This window comes from Arthrobacter sp. UNCCL28 (assembly GCF_900102805.1).
Taxonomy (GTDB): domain Bacteria; phylum Actinomycetota; class Actinomycetes; order Actinomycetales; family Micrococcaceae; genus Arthrobacter; species Arthrobacter nicotinovorans_A.
The window spans coordinates 764,336-783,284 of record NZ_FMWE01000002.1 but is presented as its reverse complement, the minus strand read 5'-3'; the positions used below and the strand labels follow the sequence as shown (position 1 = coordinate 783,284).

Sequence of the window (18,949 nt, the reverse complement as noted above, 5' to 3'; positions counted from 1 at the left end):
GCTTGTATCAAGGAACGGGAAAAGCATGAACAGCAGCGCACGTCCATCACCAGGACTGATGGTCATCATCGTCTTTTGCATGACCGTCCTCCTTGGCATAGGCGGGACTGCTGCCTATGCGCTTTGGGAGCAGGGCACGCACCCCTCGGGGGGAAATCAGTCCGTCAACTCTGCCCCGTCAGTTACCTCGGCGCCTTCGGGCCGCTGACGCCTTCCGGCCGGCTTCGGGCTGCTAACGTCTTCCAGCGACTGCCGGCGCCCCAAAAACCTTGTGAGCCTCTCTTCCAGCACTGACCGGTCCTTCAATTCGCATTCCCACACCGTCAGTACCTCCCAGCCGTCCGTGGCGAGTTGCTCACGTTGCAGGGCGTCGCGCTGACGGGTACGGCTGCGCTTTGCTTCCCAGAACTCCGCATTTGCCGCAGGAGCGTGCTGACCGACCCGGCAGTCATGGAAATGCCAGAAACAGCCGTTGATGAAAATGACTTTCCGGCGTCCTGCAAACACCAGGTCCGGCCGGCCCGGCAGCTTCGTTGAGCCAGCTTGACCGTGCAGCCGATACCTGTACCCTTTGGCGTGCAGTAGCTTGCGGACCAGCAACTCAGGCTTGGTGTTCTTGCCGCGGATGTTGGACATGTTGCGGCTGCGTTGCTCCGGCGTCAGGAGGTCCCGGCTCTGGCCCATGGGTCCAGCCTACCCAGGAGTTCAGGACGTCAACTTGCCGTGCCGGGAGCATTCTGCGGTCCAGCCCAGAGGTGTGACCTGGACTTTCATGCGGCGGCGGCACTCCGGGCAAAAGCGGGGCGGCTCCATCGCGAGCCGCTGGTGGCAGCTTCGGTGGGCGTCCGACGTCGAACGGCCACTTGCGTTGTCGGCCGCACCGCCGCAGTGCCCACAGAAGGGCGGGATCAGCGCAGTGGTCACAGCGACTTCTGGAATTCCTTGATGGGCATATTGAGCTCCACCAACAGGTTCAGGTCCGCGTTTGCGGGCCGGCCCAGCGTGGTGAGGTAGTTGCCCACGATGACCGCGTTGATTCCGCCCAGGAGGCCATCGCGCGTGCCGAGATCGCCCAAGGTCAGCTCGCGTCCACCGGCGTAGCGGAGCACGGTTCGGGGCATGGCGAGCCGGAACGCCGCGATGGCGCGGAGTGCATCCTTGCCGTCCATGATGCCCTGGTTTTCCAGAGGCGTGCCGGGGCGTGGGTTGAGGAAATTCAGTGGGACCTCATGGGGTTCAAGGGCGGCGAGTTGGGCAGCAAGTTCCGCCCGTTGCGCCAAGGACTCACCCATGCCAATCAGGGCGCCGCAGCACAATTCCATTCCGGCGGCCTTCACCATGGCGCAGGTTTCCAACCGTTCCTCGTAGCTGTGGGTGGTGACCACCTCCGGGAAGTAGCTGCGGGCGGTTTCCAGGTTGTGGTTGTAGCGGTGGACGCCCCACCCGGCCAACTGGTCCACCTGACGTTGCGTCAGCATTCCCAGGGAACACGCGATGTTGATATCCACTTCTTCCTTGATGCGGTCAATCGCGAACTTGATCTGGTTCATGAGCTTGATGTCGGGACCCCGGACAGCTGCGACAATGCAGAATTCCGTGGCCCCCGTGGCCGCGGTTTCCTTGGCGGCTTTGACCAGCTCCGGGATGTCCAGCCATACGCCCCGGACGGGAGAATCGAACAGGCCCGATTGGCTGCAGAAATGGCAGTCCTCCGGGCAGCCCCCGGTCTTGATGGAGATGATGCCTTCCACCTCCACGTCCTCGCCGCAATGCTTGAGGCGAACCTCGTGGGCGAGCTGGAGGGCGGCGGGGATGGCGTCATCGGGAAGCTCCAGGATGTCGATCAGCTGGGCCTCGTCCAGGCCTGCTCCGCGTTCGAGGACCTGCTCCCGTGCGGTGTCCAAAATGGCGTAGGTGCTGGTTTCAGGGGCTTCATATGTTCCTTGGCTGGTCATGTCCTGACGGTATCGGCGCTGGTGGGCGGCGGTTTTGTGGGGTCCGGACAAACGTGGATGGTTGGTTTTGGCAGAAGTTACAACCGTGAAACATGGACGTGACTGAATTGACGCGCTGCGTGACTAGCGTCCTGGGCGAGGCATGGACCACGACGAAAGCGACCACGAATGATCGACGACAAGACGAGTACCGCCACATTGGAACCGACGACGGCGGCCCGCACCGCCGTCGGGCCCGGCACCACATCTGCACCTGCGGCAGGCAACGCCGACGCCATGAGCGCTGCGAAGGAGAGCCTGGAGGATTACACGCTCCGGTTCGCCCCGCGCTCCTACCGGAAGTGGAGTGCCGGTGTTGTGGCCACGAGCGCACTGGGTGGCATCGCCTACCTGGCCGACTTCTCCATCGGCGCCAACATCGGCATCGCCTACGGAACGGTGAACGCCATCTTCGGCATCATCGTGGCTGCAGTGATCATCTTCGCTACCGGGTTTCCCTTGGCTTACTACGCAGCCCGCTACAACATCGACCTGGACCTGATCACGCGCGGCTCGGGCTTTGGGTATTACGGCTCGGTGGTCACCAACATCATCTTCGCCACCTTCACCTTCATCTTCTTCGCCCTCGAAGGCTCCATCATGGCCCAAGGCCTGCAGTTGGGCCTGGGCATCCCGCAATGGATCGGCTATGCGGTGTCCACCATCATCATCATTCCCCTGGTGATTTACGGGATGAAGACGCTCGCCACGTTGCAGGTATGGACGACGCCCCTGTGGCTGCTGCTCATGGTGGTTCCGGTGGGCTACCTGCTCCTGTCCCACCCGGAGAGCATCGATGCCTTCTTCGCCTTCACCGGGGCGTCAGGCGAGGGTGGTCCCAACCTGGCTTCGGTGATGCTGGCTGCGGGCGTCTGCCTGTCCCTGATGGCGCAGATTGCCGAGCAGATCGACTACCTCCGCTTCATGCCGCCCAAGACCGCTGAGAACAAGGGCGCCTGGTGGCGTGCAGTGATCCTGGCCGGACCGGGCTGGGTCATCTTTGGCGCCATCAAACAGATCATCGGACTGTTCATTGCGATCTACCTCATCGCCAAGCTCGATCCCGCGGCAGCTGTGCACGCGAACGAGCCTGTCCACCAGTTCCTTGGGGTTTACGAAGAAATGATGCCGGCATGGCTTGCCATGACACTGGCCGTGGTGCTGGTGGTCATTTCCCAGATCAAGATCAACGTGACCAACGCCTACTCCGGCTCGCTGGCGTGGACCAACTCGTTCACCCGCATCACCAAGACGTACCCGGGCCGCATGGTGTTCGTGGTGGTCAACCTGGTCATCGCGTTGATCCTCATGGAGTCGAACATGTTCGAGTTCCTCAACACCATCCTGGGCTTCTACGCCAACTGCGCCATGGCCTGGGTGGTGACGGTGGCCTCCGATATTGCCATCAACAAGTACCTGTTGAAGATCTCGCCCAAGGTTCCTGAATTCCGCCGCGGGATGCTCTACGCCGTGAATCCGGTGGGCTTCGTGTCCATGCTGGTGTCCGCTGGTGTGTCCATTGCGGTGTTCTTTGGAGCGTTTGGTGCAGCTGTCCAGCCGTTCTCGCCCATCTTCGCCGTGGGCCTGGCGCTGGTGTTGCCGCCCCTATTGGCCCTTGCCACGAAAGGCCGGTACTACCTCCGCCGCACCGACGACGGTATTGACCTTCCCATGTTCGACGCCGACGGAAACCCCAGCGACGAGAAGCTGCTTTGCCACGTCACCGGCCTGGAGTTCGAGCGCCCGGACATGCTCCGGTCCGCCCAGGACGGGCCCGACGGCGAACCCCAGTACATCTCGTCCCTCGCCTTGTCCACGGATAAGTCGGGCGGACTGGTGCTCCCGGCCCAAAAGTAGCCCTGTCCACCCAACTGACTTAGTGGGGTTCATGCAGAACGCCCCGGCTTCCATGAAGGGAACCGGGGCGTTCTGCTGTGTGTGGTTTGTGCTGTGCGGCTTACTTGTCGAAGGCGTCCTTCGCGGCATCCTTGACGTTCTCGCCGGCCTGCTTGGTTTTGGCTGCCGCCTGGTCAGCGACGCCCTCTGCCTGCAGTTTCTCGTTATTGGTGGCGTCGCCCAAGGCTTCCTTTGCCTTGCCGGTGACTTCCTGTGCCTTGTTGCTGATCTTGTCTCCGAGTCCCATGGGCCCTCCTTCGATGTAATCCAACGCTGACAATCGCTAGGCTATCGAGCAATTCTGAGTACTTCCTGAACGGGTCCCATAGATAGTCAGGGTGCTTACACTAAGAGCATGGATGAGGAGATCCGCAACGAACAAACGGAAAATACAGACCTGGACGAGGACATCGCCATGGCTTTGGTCAACAATGTGGTCTCCGAATCCTACGATCCGGACGATGAGTCGGGGGATCCCCGCACAAAGTACCCGTCGGGAGAATTCCAACCCCAGACACAGGACTACCCGGGCTGGACCGAAGCCATGAACCCCCGGCCGGACCATGGTGAGCAAAGCTACGTGGGCCACCACCGCATGCTCGGCCGGCGGGCCTTGATCACCGGGGGTGACAGCGGAATAGGGAAAGCCGTAGCCATTGCCTTTGCCCGGGAAGGTGCCGATGTGGCCTTCACCTACCTGCCCGAAGAGGAGCAGGATGCCGAGCACACGGTCCAGCTGATTGAGGATGCCGGCTGCAAGGCGTTGGCCCTGCCAGGAGATCTCCGGGATGAGGAATTCTGTCAGGAGGTCATTGCCCAAACCCTCACCGAGTTTGGCGGGCTCAATGTCCTGGTGAACAATGCCGGTTTCCAAATGACCACCAACGCAGGGATCGAAGACCTCAGTACAGAGCAGTTCGACAGGACCTTCAAAACCAACGTGTACGCCCTGTTCTGGCTCACGAAGGCTGCCCTCCCGCATCTGCAGCCCGGTGCCGCCATCATCAACACGTCATCCATACAGGGCTACCATCCCAGCCCCTCGCTGATGGACTATGCCGCCACCAAAGCCGCCATCAACAGCCTCACCTTCTCCTTGGCAGAATCACTGGGGCCCAAGGGAATCAGGGTCAACGCCGTAGCCCCGGGCCCGGTGTGGACTCCGCTCCAACCGCCCACCCAGCCAGCAGGAAAGATCCAGAAGTTCGGCCAGGACACCCCGCTGGGCCGGGCGGGGCAACCTGCCGAACTGGCCTCAACGTACGTGTTGTTGGCCAGCGAGGACTCCAGCTTTATCTCGGGTTCGGTCATTGGTGTCACGGGTGGGAAGCACCTGGCCTGACCGTCCGGATCGCCCCCAAATCAAGGCTTGAGGACCACTTTGATGCAGCCGTCCTGCTTCTTTTGGAACTTCTCGTAGAGCGCCGGCGCCTCATCGAGCCCGCCGGTGTGGGTGACCAGATGCATGACTCCCAGCGGATCGGCGTCGTCCTCCACCAACGGGAGCAGGTCATCAATCCAGCGCCGCACATTGCACTGGCCCATCCGGAGCTGGATTTGCTTGTCGAACATGGTCATGAGCGGCATGGGATCGGCCTGGCCGCCGTAAACCCCGCTCAGCGAAACCGTTCCGCCGCGGCGAACCATGTCCACTGACGTGTGAAGGGCGGCGAGTCGGTCAACGCTCATGGTCTCCATGGCAACCTGTGCAGGCTTGTCCGGAAGCAGGGAGACGGCCTTGTGGAGGAAGGACGCCACAGGGGAGCCATGCGCCTCCATTCCCACCGCATCAACCACAGCGTCCGGGCCACGGCCCAGTGTCTGCTCGCGAACCTGCCCGCTGACGTCGGGACCGTAGTCCATGGTTTCCACGCCGTGTGCCTCGGCCATGGCCCGACGCTCCGGGACGGGGTCTATGCCGATCACCCGGAAGCCCTTCTGCACGCCGATCCGGGAGGCGAACTGCCCCACCGGTCCCAGTCCCAGAACTGCCAAGGTGCCGCCGTAGGGAACGTTGGCATACTCAACGGCCTGCCATGCAGTGGGCAGGATGTCGGAGAGGAAGAGGTAGCGTTCGTCGGGGGCATCCGAATCGACCTTGACCGGACCGTAGTCTGCGAACGGGACCCGCAAATACTGTGCCTGCCCGCCCGGGACGGATCCATACAGTTCGGAATAGCCAAAAAGGGCTGCCCCTGATCCCTTCGCAGTGACCTGGGTGGTCTCGCACTGGGACTGCAGGCCCTGGTTGCACATGTAGCAATGCCCGCAGGAAATATTGAACGGAACCACCACGCGGTCGCCCTTCTTGAGCCGGTGGACTCCGGATCCGACTTCTTCCACGATTCCCATGGGCTCATGGCCAATCACATCACCCTTGTGCATATAGGGTCCCAGGACTTCGTAGAGGTGAAGATCCGAGCCGCAAATGGCTGTGGACGTGATCCGGACAATTGCATCCGTTGGTTCCTGGATGGATGGATCGGGGACTTCTTGGACGCTGAGTGAGCGCCGGCCTTGCCATGTCACTGCTTTCACGATTGGTTCTCCCTGGCGTTTCGGCTGGGTGGGTCCCTCGCTGCTGGAGACCCTCCCAGCGAAACAGAGTTGGCAGTTCAGCACAAGGTTGCCCACCCTCGACACCGCCGGTGGCCGCGCCTACATTGTGGCTATGAGCGATGAACCCAACACAAGTGACGGGGCACCTCCTGAAGCCCCGAAGCCTTCTGTGCCACCCGCCGTCGAGCATGACAAAGGCGACGCCGGTACCGGCGACTTCACTACGGAAGTGGATCCGACCTTTATCCCCGACGAGCGAAAAGAGACCCCGGAAGAGCAGCGCGCAAGGGAGCACCCGGAGGCAACCGGCAGCTGAGGCCGGCCCGGAGCATAGTAAGCAACCTGATTATTAGTGTTAAGATGGTGAAAGGGAGAGAGTTTCGGCCGGAGTTGACCGAGGAGTGATCGCAGTGCCCAAGAGGAAGAACCCGCTGATTTCCGGGGATGCGCCCCATCCACCAGGGGACGCGCTCGCCTGCGCCAGCTGCGGTACGAGTTACTTTTTGAACCTGGAGACCATCGAATCCCTCGAGCCGCATGCCGGCGAGCTGATGGTCCGGGTGGCCTACACCTGCTCGGCCTGTGAATCCGCTTATGAACACAACGCCTCCTTCCGGAATGTGGCCGCCGTCCTGAACCGCAAGGAAAGCTTCGCCGGGTTGCTCCAATTCGGCGGCACGTACTTGCACTGCGGCGAGCCCATGACGTTCGCAAAGAACTCAGGCCGGAGCGTCTATGCGCCCATATCAACCGAAGACGTGGACGAGGACCTGCCGGACGTGTATTTGAAGACCCGCGTCATCCAGTGCCGCTGCGGCTTCCGAATGGAGCTGCCGGCCTGAGGCGACAGCAGTTTTGAGGTGCCCGATATGGGTACACCTCGAGTATCAAGCACAGCGAGGGCCGCGGGCGGCGCCCACACAAGCCGCCCACCAGGAGGTAGTGCAGATGGACACAGGACAAGTGGTTCTCATCATCGTGTTGGCCGTGGTTGTTATTGCTGTGGTGATCGTCGCGGTAGTCATTGGACGCCGCAAGAAGGCCGAAGCCAACCGGCATCGGGCAGCCGAACTGCGTGAGAAGGCAGCCGAAGAAGCCATCGGAGCCCACCAGGCCAAGGCCGAATCGGCACAGGCAGAGGCCGCTGCGCTCCAGGCGGAAGTCGAAGCCAACCGGCTCCGCAAGGACGCGGAGCGTCACGCCCAGAAGGCCGGCGAAGCACACGACCGGGTGGAAGAGCACCTTCGTCACGCCGACAAACTCGACCCGAATGTTCGGAGCGAGCGGGACGGTGTTGGTGAGCGGGACGGTGACCGTGTTGGTGACCGCGACCGTGTTGGTGACCGCGACCATGTTGGTGACCGCGACCATGTTGGCGAGCGGGACGGTGTTGGCGACCGTGACCGTGACCGGGACCGGAGCAACGAAGCGTCGGTCAACGAGGGCGAGCGTCTGACCCGGGACCGCAGCGGCCGTGAAAATTTGCCCCCTGAGGGATCAACGCGCGAGGGCGACCGGAATTCATAGTTTCAGTTGAGGAAGGGAGGCAGGAAGTGAGCATCGTGGTGAGGCGGACAGGTCAGGCGGTGCGTTCTGCAGAGTCGAAGGCGAGCAGGCACGCAGTGGATGTGGTTCTGGGGCACCTGGGGGAGATCGGCCCAGCTGTAGCAGCGCTGCGCAGGGAATCTTCCCGGCTGGCCGAATGGGGTGAGGAGTTGGCTCGGGTCCGACGCCGGGGAGGCAGTGTGTTCGCAGCCGGCAGCGACGGATCTGCGCACGAAGCCCAGCGCTTCGCTTCTGAACTCTCAGCCCACGACCCCGGCGACGGCGGCACTTTCAAAGCCATCTCTTTCTCCAGGAACGCCAATGCGGAGGCTGACGGGGCCGGGAGCATCAGCGACCAAGTCTCCCAACAGGTCAGTGACGGCGACATCGTAGTCCTGCTCGCGGCAAAGGGGATCACGGACGATCTTCGCGCTGCGGCTGCTGCCGCCAAATCAAAGGGCGCCCGGGTGTGGGCGCTGACCGGCAGGGACTCAAGGGACCTTGCGCAGTCCGTCAACGAGGCGATCTGTGTCAACACGGACCCCGCCCACGCTGAGGAAGCGCACCTGGTGGCTGTTCTGGCGTTGTGCGAGTGCTTTGATGACGCCATGAAGGCCGCCGGCCAAGAGTAGACCGGCGGGGCGGCGTCGCTCAGGTGGCCGAACGGCTGCCGCTGGCTACGCGCGTGGCTTCCTCGAATCACTGAAGTGCGTGGCATGGTGTTCCCGTGAAGAACACCGTTATTGCCTACTTCGCTGTTTTGGCACTCACTGGCCTTGTGACGTTGAGCATCCAAGGGGCATCTTTGCTACAGAAGAGTGACCCTCGCGGCGCCTTGGTCCTCATCATTGTGGTGGGCGGGTTGTTGTTGACGTTCCTCTATGGGGTGATCATTAGTCGCACTGCCAGGGTCAAGGTCCAACCTCCAAAAGCTGCCAAAATGCCCGGTGTCAGGACCACCGCCACAACGAGCACCGCCGACTACGATTTTTCTCCAGCCGTCGTTTGGTCAACCATCCGGCCCGCGGAAGCTGCGATCGTGGATGGAAGCAACGTCGCATACGCCTTCACCGTTCCGGCCATCCCCGACGGGCCGCGCGAACGACAATGTTTTTTCGGCCGGAATGGCGGTATTTCCATGCTGGAGATTATTGAGGAAGTGCCCGAGCGGCTCGCCGTGACGCAGTCGATCTTCCCTCCGGATGAGGATGGGGCCTCCACAAAAACGGTGTACCGCCTGGAGCCGACCGCCAGGGGCTGCAGCCTTACTCTCGAGTCGATCGTTGAGACTCCCGATTTCCTCATGGCAGATCAGCAGGCCATGCAGAGATTCGGCGATTCATACTTGGAAGGCCTTTGGGTGCTGCTGGAGCAAAGGAAGCTGGAGGGCGCACTCGAGTAGCACATCCTGTGACCTGCAACTCTTTCGGAATAGTTGCAGACGCCATGCAGTTGCGCACTATGAACCTGATTCATTCTGAAAGGAACTGCGCATGCTGTTTTCCCCTCTGGCCCTCGGCGAGCTCGAACTCTCCAACCGACTTGTCATGGCACCCCTGACGCGTCTGCGCGCAGGGCAGAATGGTGTCCCGGGTCCGTTGATCGCCGAGCATTACCGCCAGCGGGCTTCCTTGGGGCTGATCGTCAGCGAAGGAACCTACCCTGTCCAGGCCGGCCAGTCCTACCCGGGGCAGCCCGGGCTTGTCACCGAAGAACAGATCGCAGGCTGGAAGGCCGTCACCGACGCAGTTCACGCTGAGGGTGGACGCATCTTCGCCCAGGTCATGCACGGAGGCCGTGTTTCCCACGCCGACATCACCAGCGGTCACGAGATCGTTGGCCCCAGCGCCGTCGCCATCGACGGGGACGTCCGCACCCCCAACGGCAAGCAGCCTTACCCGGTGCCCCGCGAACTGGGCACCGATGAGCTGCCGGGAGTCATTCAGGAGATCGTCACAGCCTCAAAGAACGCCATCGAGGCAGGATTCGACGGCGTGGAGCTCCACTCCGCCAATGGTTACCTGCTTCACGAGTTCCTTGCCCCCAACTCCAACATCCGCACGGACAGCTACGGCGGCTCCCCGGAGAACCGGGCGCGCTTCGTCATTGAGACGGTAAACGCCGTGGTGGAGGCGCTCGGCGCCAACCGCGTGGGCATCCGCATTTCACCCGAACACAACGTGCAGGGGATCGCAGAAACCGACCCCGCCGACGTCCGCGCAACATACCAGGTATTGGTGGACACCATTGCGCCACTGAACCTTGCTTACCTCAGCATCCTGCACCATGACCCCAAGAGCGGCCTGGTCCAGGACCTTCGCGAACGATTCAACGGAACGTTCCTTGTGAACACCGGTTTCGGTGAGATCACCACCCGCGAAGAGGCTTTCGCCATCATCGACAACGGGCTTGCCGACGCGGTTGTAGTTGGCCGTCCCGCCATTGCCAACCCGGACCTCGCCCGCCGCTGGCGTGAAAGCCTGCCGCTCAACGAGCCGGACGCCTCCACGTTCTACGCTGACGGCGCTGAGGGCTACACGGACTACCCGTTCTACGCCAACTAACCACTCCAGCACACCAACCCAAGGTTGAACCACGACGTCGGCACTCACGCGAGTGCCGACGTCGTGGTTTAACTTCCTGGAGCCCGAGGCGTGGCTGCCCGCACAGAATGTGACGGATACGCTTCCCCTGCGGGAACCCTGAGTTCCTATAGGATTTGTGGCATGTCTGTTCCTTCCCCGGCTGCCCGCGCCGGCTTCCCCGTTAGCCGCCAAGTGTTGGCCGACCACGTCTACGAAGCACTCCTTGAGTGGCTCATGGATGGACGGCTTGAGCCTGGTGCGGCAGTGAGCATCGACGGGATGGCGCGCGAGCTTGAGGTTTCGCCTACGCCGGTGCGCGAAGCGTTGGCCCGTCTGGAGCACACCGGCATGGTGCGGCGGGTGGCGTTGAAGGGCTATAGGGTGGCGCCCGTATTCACCCGCGAAGATTTCGCTGAGCTCATGGAAGCCCGGCTTTCCATTGAACCCGTGAATGCCAAGCTCGCGTGTTCCCGTATGACACCGGAGGGGTTGGATGCCCTCAGGCAGGCTGTCGAGGATCTGAAGACCGCCCCCCGGGGCGGGACATTCGCCGAGTACCGCAGTTATCTGGAAGCCGATGAGCGGTTCCACCAGCTCATCGCCGCCCAGGCGAACAACCAGTTCCTCCTCGCGGCGTACAACACCTTGGGCGGGCAGATCCAACGCTTCAGGTTGTTTGGGGGAGTGGGCATCACTGACGCCGAGCAAGCTATTTCCGAACACCAGGCCGTGCTCGACGCCATGACCAGCGGCGATCCGGACAAGGCCGCTGAAATGATGATCGACCACGTCGAAAAGGTCCGTGGCAGGGCCATGGCTGACGCGCCGGAAGACTGAACCGGGGCGCTGCCGCTTCCGCACGGGCGCACCCGCTCGATCCCTCTCCACCACCGAAAACACCTCCCAGTGACCCCCTTCACACATATTTGTATGACATATAGGATCTAGGAAGTTTCCGAAAAGGGTTGACAGCCTTGCCTCGTTCGTAAATCCTATAGGAAACAGGATTCCACGAAGGAGTGATCATCATGGCGTACACCGCCGAGAATTGGCCCATCACCGCGGCCCTCCTGCAGTTCCCCGGCACAGATGCCGCGGGACAGCACATCAACGACGCCGACTCTTCGGTTTGGGCATCCGTCCTGCAGGAAGTGAAGGAAGCCGGGTTCGTCAACGCGGACCTCACTGACAGCTGGGTCCGGCCGGGCGACCTGAGCAAGGAACGCCTGGCCGAGTTCAAGCAGACAGCTGACCAAGTGGGCATCGGCGTCCCCGTCATCTCCGCCATTCGACGCAGCGTCATCCACGCCACCGACTGGGCGGACAACCTTGCCTACAGCCACCGCACCATCGACGCCGCGGCGGAGCTTGGTTGCGAAGTAGTGTCCTTCGGGCTGCACCAGGCCATCACTCCCGAGCAGCAAAAGCAGCTGTGGTTCTGGACAGTGGAAGGCTATAAGGACCCGGTGGGGGACAAGGAAGCCTGGGGCAACGCAGTCTCCCGAATTCGTGAACTCGGCAAGCATGCAGCAGAGGCCGGCATCCTGGTCTCGCTGGAAATGTACGAGGACACCTACCTCGGAACCGCGGACTCCTCGGTCCAGCTGGTCCAGGACATCGGACTGGACAACGTAGGCCTGAACCCGGACCTGGGCAACCTGATCCGCCTTCACCGCCCTATCGAGGACTGGCGCGAGATGGTGGCGAAGACCCTGCCGTACTCCAACTACTGGCACATGAAGAACTACATCCGCGACGAAGACGTTGCCCGCGACAGCTACATCACCATGCCCGCGCCGATGGAAAGCGGACTCATCAACTACCGTGAGGCCTTCAAGCTGGCACTTTCCGTGGGCTTCCAGGGCATCCTTTGCACGGAGCACTACGGCGGAGATGGTCTGAGCGTGACCGCCAGCAACCAGGAATACCTCCGCAGGCATGTTCTCCCGAAGACCGAAGGCTACGAGCTCGGCAAGAGCCAGGTAGCACAAGGTCGCCAGGTACCGGCTACCGAGCTCGCAGGAGTCTAGGACGATGACCAGGATTTTCGACAATCCCGCAGACTTCGCCGATGACGCGCTGGACGGCTTCGTTGCAGCGAACCGCGGCTATGTTGCCCGCGTCGACGGCGGCGTGGTGCGGTCCACTGAAGTCCCCGGCGGCCAGGTCGCCCTGGTGGTGGGCGGTGGCTCCGGACACTACCCCGCGTTCGCCGGACTGGTCGGCCCAGGCCTCGCCACCGGTTCTGCGTGCGGCAACATGTTCGCCTCCCCGGCCGCCGGCCAGGTGTACCGCGTAGCCAAAGCCGCGAACGCCGGCGGGGGAGTCCTGCTCAGCTACGGCAACTACGCCGGTGACGTCCTGCACTTCGGGCAAGCACAGCTCCGGCTCAATGCCGAGGGCATCGAAACCCGGACGGTCACCGTCACCGACGACATCGCCAGTGCGCCGATCGAGCAACTCGAGAAGCGCCGGGGGATCGCCGGCGACCTGACAGTCTTCAAGATTGCCGGAGCCGCAGCAGAAGCGGGACTGGACCTTGACGACGTCGAGCGTTTGGCCATCAAGACCAACTACCGGACGCGGTCCCTGGGCGTGGCTTTTGACGGTTGCACGCTTCCCGGTGCCAAAGATTCGCTTTTCCATGTACCTGCGGGGCAGATGTCCCTGGGCCTGGGCATCCACGGTGAGCCTGGCATCTCCGAGCACCCCATGCCCACAGCTTCCGAGCTTGCCGAACTCCTGGTCTCGAAGCTTCTCGAGGACAAGCCGGAGGACGCAGGGGATCGTGTGGTGGCGATCGTCAATGGCCTTGGCACGGTGAAGTACGACGAACTGTTCCTGTTGTTCGGCAAGATCGAAAAGCTCCTGACGAACGCGGGCCTTACCGTAGTGGAGCCCGAGTGCGGGGAGCTCGTGACCAGCTTGGACATGTCCGGACTGTCGCTGACCCTGCTGTGGCTGGACGAGGAACTCGAGCAGTACTGGGCTGCGCCGGCTGACACTCCCGCTGTCCGCAAGGGCAGCATGGCGCCGCGCGCACCCCGCGCCGAGACAGCACTCGAGGACGCCGAAACCGCCGACGTCGAACAGCCCACCCCGGCAGCCGCTGAACTCGGGCGGCAGGCCGTGGCGATCCTCGCCCAGGTGCGCGACGTCGTCGTCGAGCATGAAGAGGAACTCGGGAAGCTGGACGCGATCGCCGGCGACGGGGACCACGGCATTGGCATGCGGCGTGGCGTTGACGCAGCAGCCGCGGCCAGCGAGGCCGCAGGTGAATCCTCGGTAGCGGCCGTCCTGACCGCAGCCGGGGAAGCATGGAGCGAACGGGCCGGCGGGACATCCGGAGCCCTCTGGGGTTCGGCCGTGATTGCCGCAGGAATCTCCCTCGGCAACCGTGAAACGTACAGCTCCGCCGACGCGGCCGCTGCCGTCAAGGCCTTCGTCCGCGCCATTACCGAACTCGGCAAAGCCGATCCCGGGGACAAGACCATGGTGGACGCCCTCCTGCCATTCCGGGACACGTTCCTGGCAGAGCTCGACGGCGGAGCTCCCGTTGACAGGGCGTTGGCCGTCGCTGCCGCAGCAGCGGAGTCCGCTGCCGCGAAGACAGCCGAACTCCGGCCCCTCAAGGGCCGGGCGCGTCCCCTTGCCGAGAAAAGCATTGGCCATCCCGATCCCGGTGCAGTGTCCTTTGGGCTGATCACTGCCAGGATCTCGCAATTCGTCGATTCACAACTGGCCGCCGCCTCCCCAGCGGCCGGAAACGGAGCACAAGCATGAGCAACAACCCAGGCTGGCGGATCGTCGTCGGCAACGATGAGGCCGGCGTCGAGTACAAGCAGGCACTCGTTGCCTTGCTGGAGGCAGATCCCCGGGTGGCATCGGTGACGGACGTGGGTGTGGGCTTCAACGATTCCACCGCCTACCCTCACGTGGCCGTCGACGCTGCCCGGAAGGTCGCTGAAGGCGAAGCAGACCGGGCGTTGCTGATTTGCGGCACCGGTCTAGGGGTGGCCATCGCGGCCAACAAGGTCCCCGGGATCCGCGCCGTCACCGCCCACGACAGCTACTCGGTGGAACGGTCCGTGCTGAGCAACAATGCACAGGTCCTCACCCTCGGCCAGCGGGTGATTGGCTTGGAACTGGCTAAGAAGCTCGTCGGGGAATGGCTCGGCCACCACTTCGACCACACCTCATCCTCCGCCGCAAAGGTGGACGCAATCTGCTCCTACGAGCCCGACTACACGAAGGCAGTCTGATCATGACCACCCCTGAAGCAACTGAAGCTCCTGAAACAACTGAATCCACGGTGCCCGGCGCGGCCCGGAAGATCGCCGTCGTCGGCTCCGGCTACATGGGCGGCGGCATCGCCCAGGTGCTGGCGCTGGGTGGGGCGCGCGTTGCCCTGGCCGATGTTTCTGCCGAGATCGCCCAGAAGAACTACGACCGCTTGCTGGTGGAGTCGGACCAGTTCATCGCCGACGGCCTCTTCCCCGCAGGGTCCACAGAAATCCTCAAGCAGAACCTGTGGGCCGCCAAGGACATCGAAGAAGCCGTGGCCGACGCCGATTTCATCGAGGAGTGCGTTCCCGAGGTGCTGGAAATCAAGCACCAGACCCTGGCCCGCATCAGCGCAGCGGCCCGTCCGGAGGCGCTGATCGGTTCCAACACGTCCACGATTTCCATCGCTTCCCTCGCCGAAGCCGTCACCCATCCGGAACGGTTCCTGGGCGTGCACTTCTCCAACCCGTCGCCGTTCATTCCCGGCGTCGAGGTCATCCCCCACGCCGGAACCTCAGCCGCGACGGTTGCGGCGTCCCGGGAGCTGGTTCACGCTGCCGGCAAGCAGACCGCGGTGGTCAAGGATGTCACCGGTTTCGTGCTCAACCGCCTGCAGTACGCGCTGTTCCACGAGGCAGCGCAGCTTGTCGAGCAGGGAATCGCAACCGCGGACGACGTCGACACCCTGGTACGTACGACGTTCGGCTTCCGCCTGCCCTTCTTTGGCCCGTTCGCCATTGCGGATATGGCCGGTTTGGACGTGTACAACTTCTGCTACAAGTCACTGCAGACCGGGTTCCCGGAACGCTTCGCGACCCCGAAGATCCTCTCGGACCTTGTGGAGGCAGGCAAGCTCGGCACCAAGACCGGCGCCGGGTTCCTCAACGTGCCTGCAGAACGCACTCCCGAACTCATCGCCTACCGCAACAAGGCCTACGTCGCCATGCAGAAGCTCATTGAAGAGCTCGGCCCGGCCCCCATCAACTAACTCTTTAGAGGAGAAGCACAGATGACTTTCCCCGCAGAACGCACAGCAATTGTCACAGGAGCCGTTTCCGAGCGCGGCATTGGCCGGGCTACCGTCAACTACCTGGCCGCACAGGGCTGGAACATCGGCATCATCGATCTGGATGACGCCGCCTGCAAGATTGCCGCGAAGGAAATCGCCGCAGAGTACGGTGTGCAGGCCCACGGTGTTGGCGCGAACGTTGCCAGCGAAGCCGAAGTCCGGGCAGCCATTGACGAACTGGAAGCGGAATTGCCGCAGATCGTCGCTTTGGCCAACGTTGCCGGCGTCAGCTCGCCGGTTGGGTACCTGGATCTCGAACCCGCCGAGTGGGACAGGGTTTTGAACATCAACCTCAACGGTGTCCACTACGCCACCCGCCGTGTGGCCGAGTCCATGGTGAAGAACCGGATCGGCCGGATCGTGAACATTTCCTCCGTCTCGGCCCAGCGCGGCGGCGGCACGTTCTCCAAGACCCCCTACTCCGTAGCCAAGGCCGGTGTTATCGGACTGACCCGCGCTACGGCTCGTGAGCTCGGCGAATACGACATCACCGTCAACGCCATCTCCCCGGGACCCATCGACACCGACATCATGGGTGGAACGCTCAGCCAGGAACGCAAGGACGAGCTGACCAAGGACCTTGTGGTCAACCGTGTGGGCTCCACCAGGGACATCGCCGCCGCCATCGCCTTCCTCATCAGCGAGGACTCCGGATACATCTCCGGCCAAACGCTGAATGTGGACGGCGGACTGTACATGCACTAGGTCCCTGGCATGAAGACCTGGACCAGAGAGCGCAAGATCTACCTTGCCGTGGGCGTCCTTGCCTGCGCAGTGGGCATGGTGCTCATTTTCTTCCCGCGCTGATTGCGCTGCATTAATCACTTTCCTGTCACTCAAAGAGGAGTTTCAATGTCTGTTGCCACCAATTCCACGAAGGAGTTGCTGGATACGCCGGTCTTGAAATCGGCGATCTCCAAGGCGTCGCGGCGGCTCATGCCAATGCTGGTCATCCTGTACGTGGTGGCCTTCCTTGACCGCACCAACGTTGGCTTTGCCGAAGCGGCCCTGGAAGTTGATAAGGGTATTACTGCCGGCGCCTACGCGCTGGGAGCCGGTATTTTCTTCATCGGTTACGCACTGTTCGAGATTCCGAGCAACCTGCTGCTCACCAAATTTGGGGCCAAGGTGTGGCTTGCCCGTATCGCCATTACCTGGGGCATCGTCTCGGCGTGCTTCGCGTTTGTGCAGGGCGAGACGTCCTTCATCATTCTCCGGTTTCTTTTGGGTGTCACGGAGGCCGGGCTCTTCCCAGGCGTCATCATGTTCCTGGCCGCATGGTTCCCCAACAAGGTGCGCGTGAAGATGTTCGCCATCTTCTACCTTGCGCAGCCGTTCTCCCAGATGATGGGCGCACCCCTGTCCGGTTGGCTGATCAACATCGGCGATCAGGTTCCTGGCGTCGCAGGGTGGCAGGTCATGTTCTTCGTCGAGGGCATGCTGGCCGTCCTGGCCGGTGTCGCCGCGTACTTCTTCCTCATCAACAGCCCACAGGACGCCAAGTTCCTGACCAAGGAAGAGAAGCGGGCACTGTCCGATGTCATGGCACTTGAGGACACTGTCAAGGAAGAAACCGGCCCCCGGGGCGTCCTTGCTTCCATGCGAAACGGCCGCGTCTGGTACTTCACGGTCATCTACTTCTGCCTGCAGGTGGCAGTCTATGGCGTGACGTTCTACCTGCCCCAGCAGGTGGCGCAACTGACCGGCCAAAAGGTGGGCTTCGCCGTCGGGCTCCTTGCCGCCATCCCGTGGTTCTTCGGAATTTTCGCCTGCTACTTCATCGGTAAGGCAGCCAACACCGTGGAGCGCCGCCGCCGTTGGGGCACGGCGCTGTTCATCTCCACTGGACTGTGCATTTTCGGATCCGCGTGGGCAGGCGCCAACCAGATGCCCGCCCTGGGCATCATCTTCATCACCCTGGCGGTGTGCAGCTTCCTTTCCGCCGGTCCCATTTGCTGGTCATACCCGACGGCGTTCCTCACCGGAACTGCCGCGGCTGCCGGTATTGGGCTGATCAACTCGCTCGGAAACCTGGGCGGATTCGTGGCCCCAATCCTGCGCACCACTGTTAACCAGGTCACGGCTTCGGATACAGGAACCATGGGTGTCTACGCGCTGGGTGTCCTGCCGTTCGTTGCGGCGCTGCTCATGTTCGGCACCAAGCGCTTCAGCAACAAAGCCGACGAGCTCCTGGGGAAGTAGATCGTGAACCTGGCTGTTACCGACACACCCATGGACACAGTGTTCGTTGGCGTCAGCACCAAGATGTACATGGGCTACGCACACAGCCTGCGGTGGTTGGAAGAGCTGATAGTCGAAGTGGACGCCCGTCCGGCCCTCGCGGCCGGGCGGGTGGTCCCGTTGGTGATCCCGTCGTTCCCGGTGCTACCTGAGGCAGCGCGTTTGATCACGGGAACACCACTGGTCCTGGGTGCCCAGAACTGCGGCTGGTCTGATGGCCCGTGGACCGGCGAGGTGTCACCCTCCATGCTCGCGGAGCTGGGCGTGGGCTTTGTGGAAATCGGGCATGCGGAGCGGCGACGCCACTTTGCCGAAGACGACGCGATGATCGCGCTCAAGGTCAGTGCCGCCGTCGAGTCCGGCCTGAAGCCTTTGCTGTGCGTAGGGGAGACGGAGCTGACCGGCCCGGAAGCAGCGGCAGAAACTGTATTCCGGCAGCTGAAGGCGGCAGTGTCCGGCGACTGGTCCGTTGCCTCCGGGATGGTCGTCGCCTACGAACCGGTGTGGGCGATCGGCGCACCCGAGCCTGCCTCTGCGCAGTACGTCTCCGAGGTGGTCGGCGCACTGAGGGCCGCCTTGGCTCCCCACGGGTTGGCAACACTGCCCATCATTTATGGTGGCTCGGCGAAACCCGGCCTCCTGCCGCAATTGGACGGTGTATCCGGGCTTTTCCTCGGCCGCTTCGCCCACGATCCCGCCAACTTCGGCCGGGTGCTGGACGAGGCCCTCGCCCTCAGCTGAATACTGGCTGTGGGCTGTGGGCTGTGGGCTGTGGG

The 18,949-nt window shown here is 62.7% G+C and carries 20 protein-coding genes; 16 read left to right on the top strand and 4 right to left on the bottom strand.

Annotated elements, in window-relative coordinates; all coding sequences use genetic code 11:
- Positions 1 to 156: 156 nt before the first annotated feature.
- Entirely contained in the window at positions 157 to 684 is a 528-nt protein-coding gene (locus tag BLQ01_RS08150; protein WP_091551033.1) for a very short patch repair endonuclease, read from the bottom strand.
- 236 nt (positions 685 to 920) lie between these two features.
- Positions 921 to 1,955, bottom strand: coding sequence for a biotin synthase BioB (bioB, locus tag BLQ01_RS08140; protein ID WP_026548066.1), 1,035 nt, complete (start codon positions 1,953 to 1,955; stop codon positions 921 to 923).
- Between the two features lie 168 nt (positions 1,956 to 2,123).
- Between bioB and BLQ01_RS08135 the strand changes: the two genes are divergently transcribed.
- A complete protein-coding gene (locus BLQ01_RS08135) occupies positions 2,124 to 3,851 on the top strand; it encodes a purine-cytosine permease family protein (protein WP_091551030.1) in 1,728 nt (575 codons plus the stop codon).
- Between the two features lie 100 nt (positions 3,852 to 3,951).
- Here BLQ01_RS08135 and BLQ01_RS08130 read toward each other — a convergent pair whose 3' ends face one another.
- Positions 3,952 to 4,137 (bottom strand): CsbD family protein, encoded by a 186-nt coding sequence (locus tag BLQ01_RS08130; protein ID WP_018777112.1) that lies wholly within the window; start codon positions 4,135 to 4,137, stop codon positions 3,952 to 3,954.
- A 108-nt stretch (positions 4,138 to 4,245) separates the two neighbouring features.
- Between BLQ01_RS08130 and BLQ01_RS08125 the strand changes: the two genes are divergently transcribed.
- Positions 4,246 to 5,232: an SDR family oxidoreductase gene (locus tag BLQ01_RS08125; RefSeq protein WP_091551028.1), complete on the top strand. Its 987-nt coding sequence runs from the start codon at positions 4,246 to 4,248 to the stop codon at positions 5,230 to 5,232.
- A 20-nt stretch (positions 5,233 to 5,252) separates the two neighbouring features.
- Here the strand turns inward: BLQ01_RS08125 and BLQ01_RS08120 are convergent, their stop codons facing one another.
- On the bottom strand, positions 5,253 to 6,428 hold the full coding sequence (locus tag BLQ01_RS08120; RefSeq protein WP_026548063.1) for a zinc-dependent alcohol dehydrogenase: 1,176 nt from the start codon (positions 6,426 to 6,428) through the stop codon (positions 5,253 to 5,255).
- A 133-nt stretch (positions 6,429 to 6,561) separates the two neighbouring features.
- Here BLQ01_RS08120 and BLQ01_RS08115 point away from each other — a divergent pair, with 133 nt between their 5' ends.
- The 14 genes from BLQ01_RS08115 (at position 6,562) to BLQ01_RS08050 (ending at position 18,914) form a co-directional block, all read left to right on the top strand.
- A complete protein-coding gene (locus BLQ01_RS08115) occupies positions 6,562 to 6,765 on the top strand; it encodes a hypothetical protein (RefSeq protein WP_026548062.1) in 204 nt (67 codons plus the stop codon).
- A gap of 94 nt (positions 6,766 to 6,859) precedes the next feature.
- Positions 6,860 to 7,291 carry a hypothetical protein gene (locus BLQ01_RS08110; RefSeq protein WP_254779291.1) on the top strand — a complete coding sequence of 144 codons (432 nt, stop codon included), beginning with the start codon at positions 6,860 to 6,862 and terminating at the stop codon, positions 7,289 to 7,291.
- A gap of 106 nt (positions 7,292 to 7,397) precedes the next feature.
- A complete protein-coding gene (locus tag BLQ01_RS08105) occupies positions 7,398 to 7,976 on the top strand; it encodes a hypothetical protein (RefSeq protein WP_091551024.1) in 579 nt (192 codons plus the stop codon).
- Between the two features lie 26 nt (positions 7,977 to 8,002).
- Positions 8,003 to 8,626 (top strand): SIS domain-containing protein, encoded by a 624-nt coding sequence (locus BLQ01_RS08100; RefSeq protein WP_254779290.1) that lies wholly within the window; start codon positions 8,003 to 8,005, stop codon positions 8,624 to 8,626.
- Between the two features lie 95 nt (positions 8,627 to 8,721).
- Positions 8,722 to 9,396, top strand: coding sequence for an SRPBCC family protein (locus BLQ01_RS08095; RefSeq protein WP_091551022.1), 675 nt, complete (start codon positions 8,722 to 8,724; stop codon positions 9,394 to 9,396).
- Positions 9,397 to 9,487: 91 nt separating this feature from the next.
- Positions 9,488 to 10,558, top strand: coding sequence for an alkene reductase (locus tag BLQ01_RS08090; protein ID WP_026548059.1), 1,071 nt, complete (start codon positions 9,488 to 9,490; stop codon positions 10,556 to 10,558).
- A gap of 162 nt (positions 10,559 to 10,720) precedes the next feature.
- Positions 10,721 to 11,416: a GntR family transcriptional regulator gene (locus BLQ01_RS08085; RefSeq protein WP_026543130.1), complete on the top strand. Its 696-nt coding sequence runs from the start codon at positions 10,721 to 10,723 to the stop codon at positions 11,414 to 11,416.
- 191 nt (positions 11,417 to 11,607) lie between these two features.
- Positions 11,608 to 12,609 (top strand): sugar phosphate isomerase/epimerase family protein, encoded by a 1,002-nt coding sequence (locus BLQ01_RS08080; protein ID WP_091551172.1) that lies wholly within the window; start codon positions 11,608 to 11,610, stop codon positions 12,607 to 12,609.
- A gap of 4 nt (positions 12,610 to 12,613) precedes the next feature.
- Positions 12,614 to 14,362 carry a dihydroxyacetone kinase subunit DhaL gene (dhaL, locus tag BLQ01_RS08075; RefSeq protein WP_091551021.1) on the top strand — a complete coding sequence of 583 codons (1,749 nt, stop codon included), beginning with the start codon at positions 12,614 to 12,616 and terminating at the stop codon, positions 14,360 to 14,362.
- Positions 14,359 to 14,841: a ribose-5-phosphate isomerase gene (locus BLQ01_RS08070; RefSeq protein WP_026543127.1), complete on the top strand. Its 483-nt coding sequence runs from the start codon at positions 14,359 to 14,361 to the stop codon at positions 14,839 to 14,841. The genes dhaL and BLQ01_RS08070 overlap by 4 nt, the downstream gene beginning before the upstream one ends.
- A 2-nt stretch (positions 14,842 to 14,843) precedes the next feature.
- Positions 14,844 to 15,851 carry a 3-hydroxyacyl-CoA dehydrogenase family protein gene (locus tag BLQ01_RS08065; protein WP_091551019.1) on the top strand — a complete coding sequence of 336 codons (1,008 nt, stop codon included), beginning with the start codon at positions 14,844 to 14,846 and terminating at the stop codon, positions 15,849 to 15,851.
- A 21-nt stretch (positions 15,852 to 15,872) separates the two neighbouring features.
- Complete coding sequence (locus tag BLQ01_RS08060; protein ID WP_091551017.1) at positions 15,873 to 16,637, top strand: SDR family NAD(P)-dependent oxidoreductase; 765 nt, start codon at positions 15,873 to 15,875, stop codon at positions 16,635 to 16,637.
- Between the two features lie 147 nt (positions 16,638 to 16,784).
- A complete protein-coding gene (locus tag BLQ01_RS08055; RefSeq protein WP_026543124.1) occupies positions 16,785 to 18,134 on the top strand; it encodes an MFS transporter in 1,350 nt (449 codons plus the stop codon).
- A gap of 30 nt (positions 18,135 to 18,164) precedes the next feature.
- Positions 18,165 to 18,914 (top strand): triose-phosphate isomerase family protein, encoded by a 750-nt coding sequence (locus tag BLQ01_RS08050; protein WP_091551170.1) that lies wholly within the window; start codon positions 18,165 to 18,167, stop codon positions 18,912 to 18,914.
- Positions 18,915 to 18,949: the final 35 nt, after the last annotated feature.

Bases quoted from the DNA above. Each gene is read 5' to 3' on its own strand.
- BLQ01_RS08050 (WP_091551170.1), top strand. From the start codon at position 18,165: ATGGACACAGTGTTCGTTGGCGTCAGCACCAAGATGTACATGGGCTAC.
- BLQ01_RS08130 (WP_018777112.1), bottom strand. From the start codon at position 4,137: ATGGGACTCGGAGACAAGATCAGCAACAAGGCACAGGAAGTCACCGGC.
- BLQ01_RS08085 (WP_026543130.1), top strand. From the start codon at position 10,721: ATGTCTGTTCCTTCCCCGGCTGCCCGCGCCGGCTTCCCCGTTAGCCGC.
- bioB (WP_026548066.1), bottom strand. From the start codon at position 1,955: ATGACCAGCCAAGGAACATATGAAGCCCCTGAAACCAGCACCTACGCC.
- BLQ01_RS08055 (WP_026543124.1), top strand. From the start codon at position 16,785: ATGTCTGTTGCCACCAATTCCACGAAGGAGTTGCTGGATACGCCGGTC.
- BLQ01_RS08135 (WP_091551030.1), top strand. From the start codon at position 2,124: ATGATCGACGACAAGACGAGTACCGCCACATTGGAACCGACGACGGCG.
- BLQ01_RS08080 (WP_091551172.1), top strand. From the start codon at position 11,608: ATGGCGTACACCGCCGAGAATTGGCCCATCACCGCGGCCCTCCTGCAG.
- BLQ01_RS08115 (WP_026548062.1), top strand. From the start codon at position 6,562: ATGAGCGATGAACCCAACACAAGTGACGGGGCACCTCCTGAAGCCCCG.
- dhaL (WP_091551021.1), top strand. From the start codon at position 12,614: ATGACCAGGATTTTCGACAATCCCGCAGACTTCGCCGATGACGCGCTG.
- BLQ01_RS08105 (WP_091551024.1), top strand. From the start codon at position 7,398: ATGGACACAGGACAAGTGGTTCTCATCATCGTGTTGGCCGTGGTTGTT.
- BLQ01_RS08150 (WP_091551033.1), bottom strand. From the start codon at position 684: ATGGGCCAGAGCCGGGACCTCCTGACGCCGGAGCAACGCAGCCGCAAC.
- BLQ01_RS08060 (WP_091551017.1), top strand. From the start codon at position 15,873: ATGACTTTCCCCGCAGAACGCACAGCAATTGTCACAGGAGCCGTTTCC.
- BLQ01_RS08070 (WP_026543127.1), top strand. From the start codon at position 14,359: ATGAGCAACAACCCAGGCTGGCGGATCGTCGTCGGCAACGATGAGGCC.
- BLQ01_RS08090 (WP_026548059.1), top strand. From the start codon at position 9,488: ATGCTGTTTTCCCCTCTGGCCCTCGGCGAGCTCGAACTCTCCAACCGA.
- BLQ01_RS08065 (WP_091551019.1), top strand. From the start codon at position 14,844: ATGACCACCCCTGAAGCAACTGAAGCTCCTGAAACAACTGAATCCACG.
- BLQ01_RS08125 (WP_091551028.1), top strand. From the start codon at position 4,246: ATGGATGAGGAGATCCGCAACGAACAAACGGAAAATACAGACCTGGAC.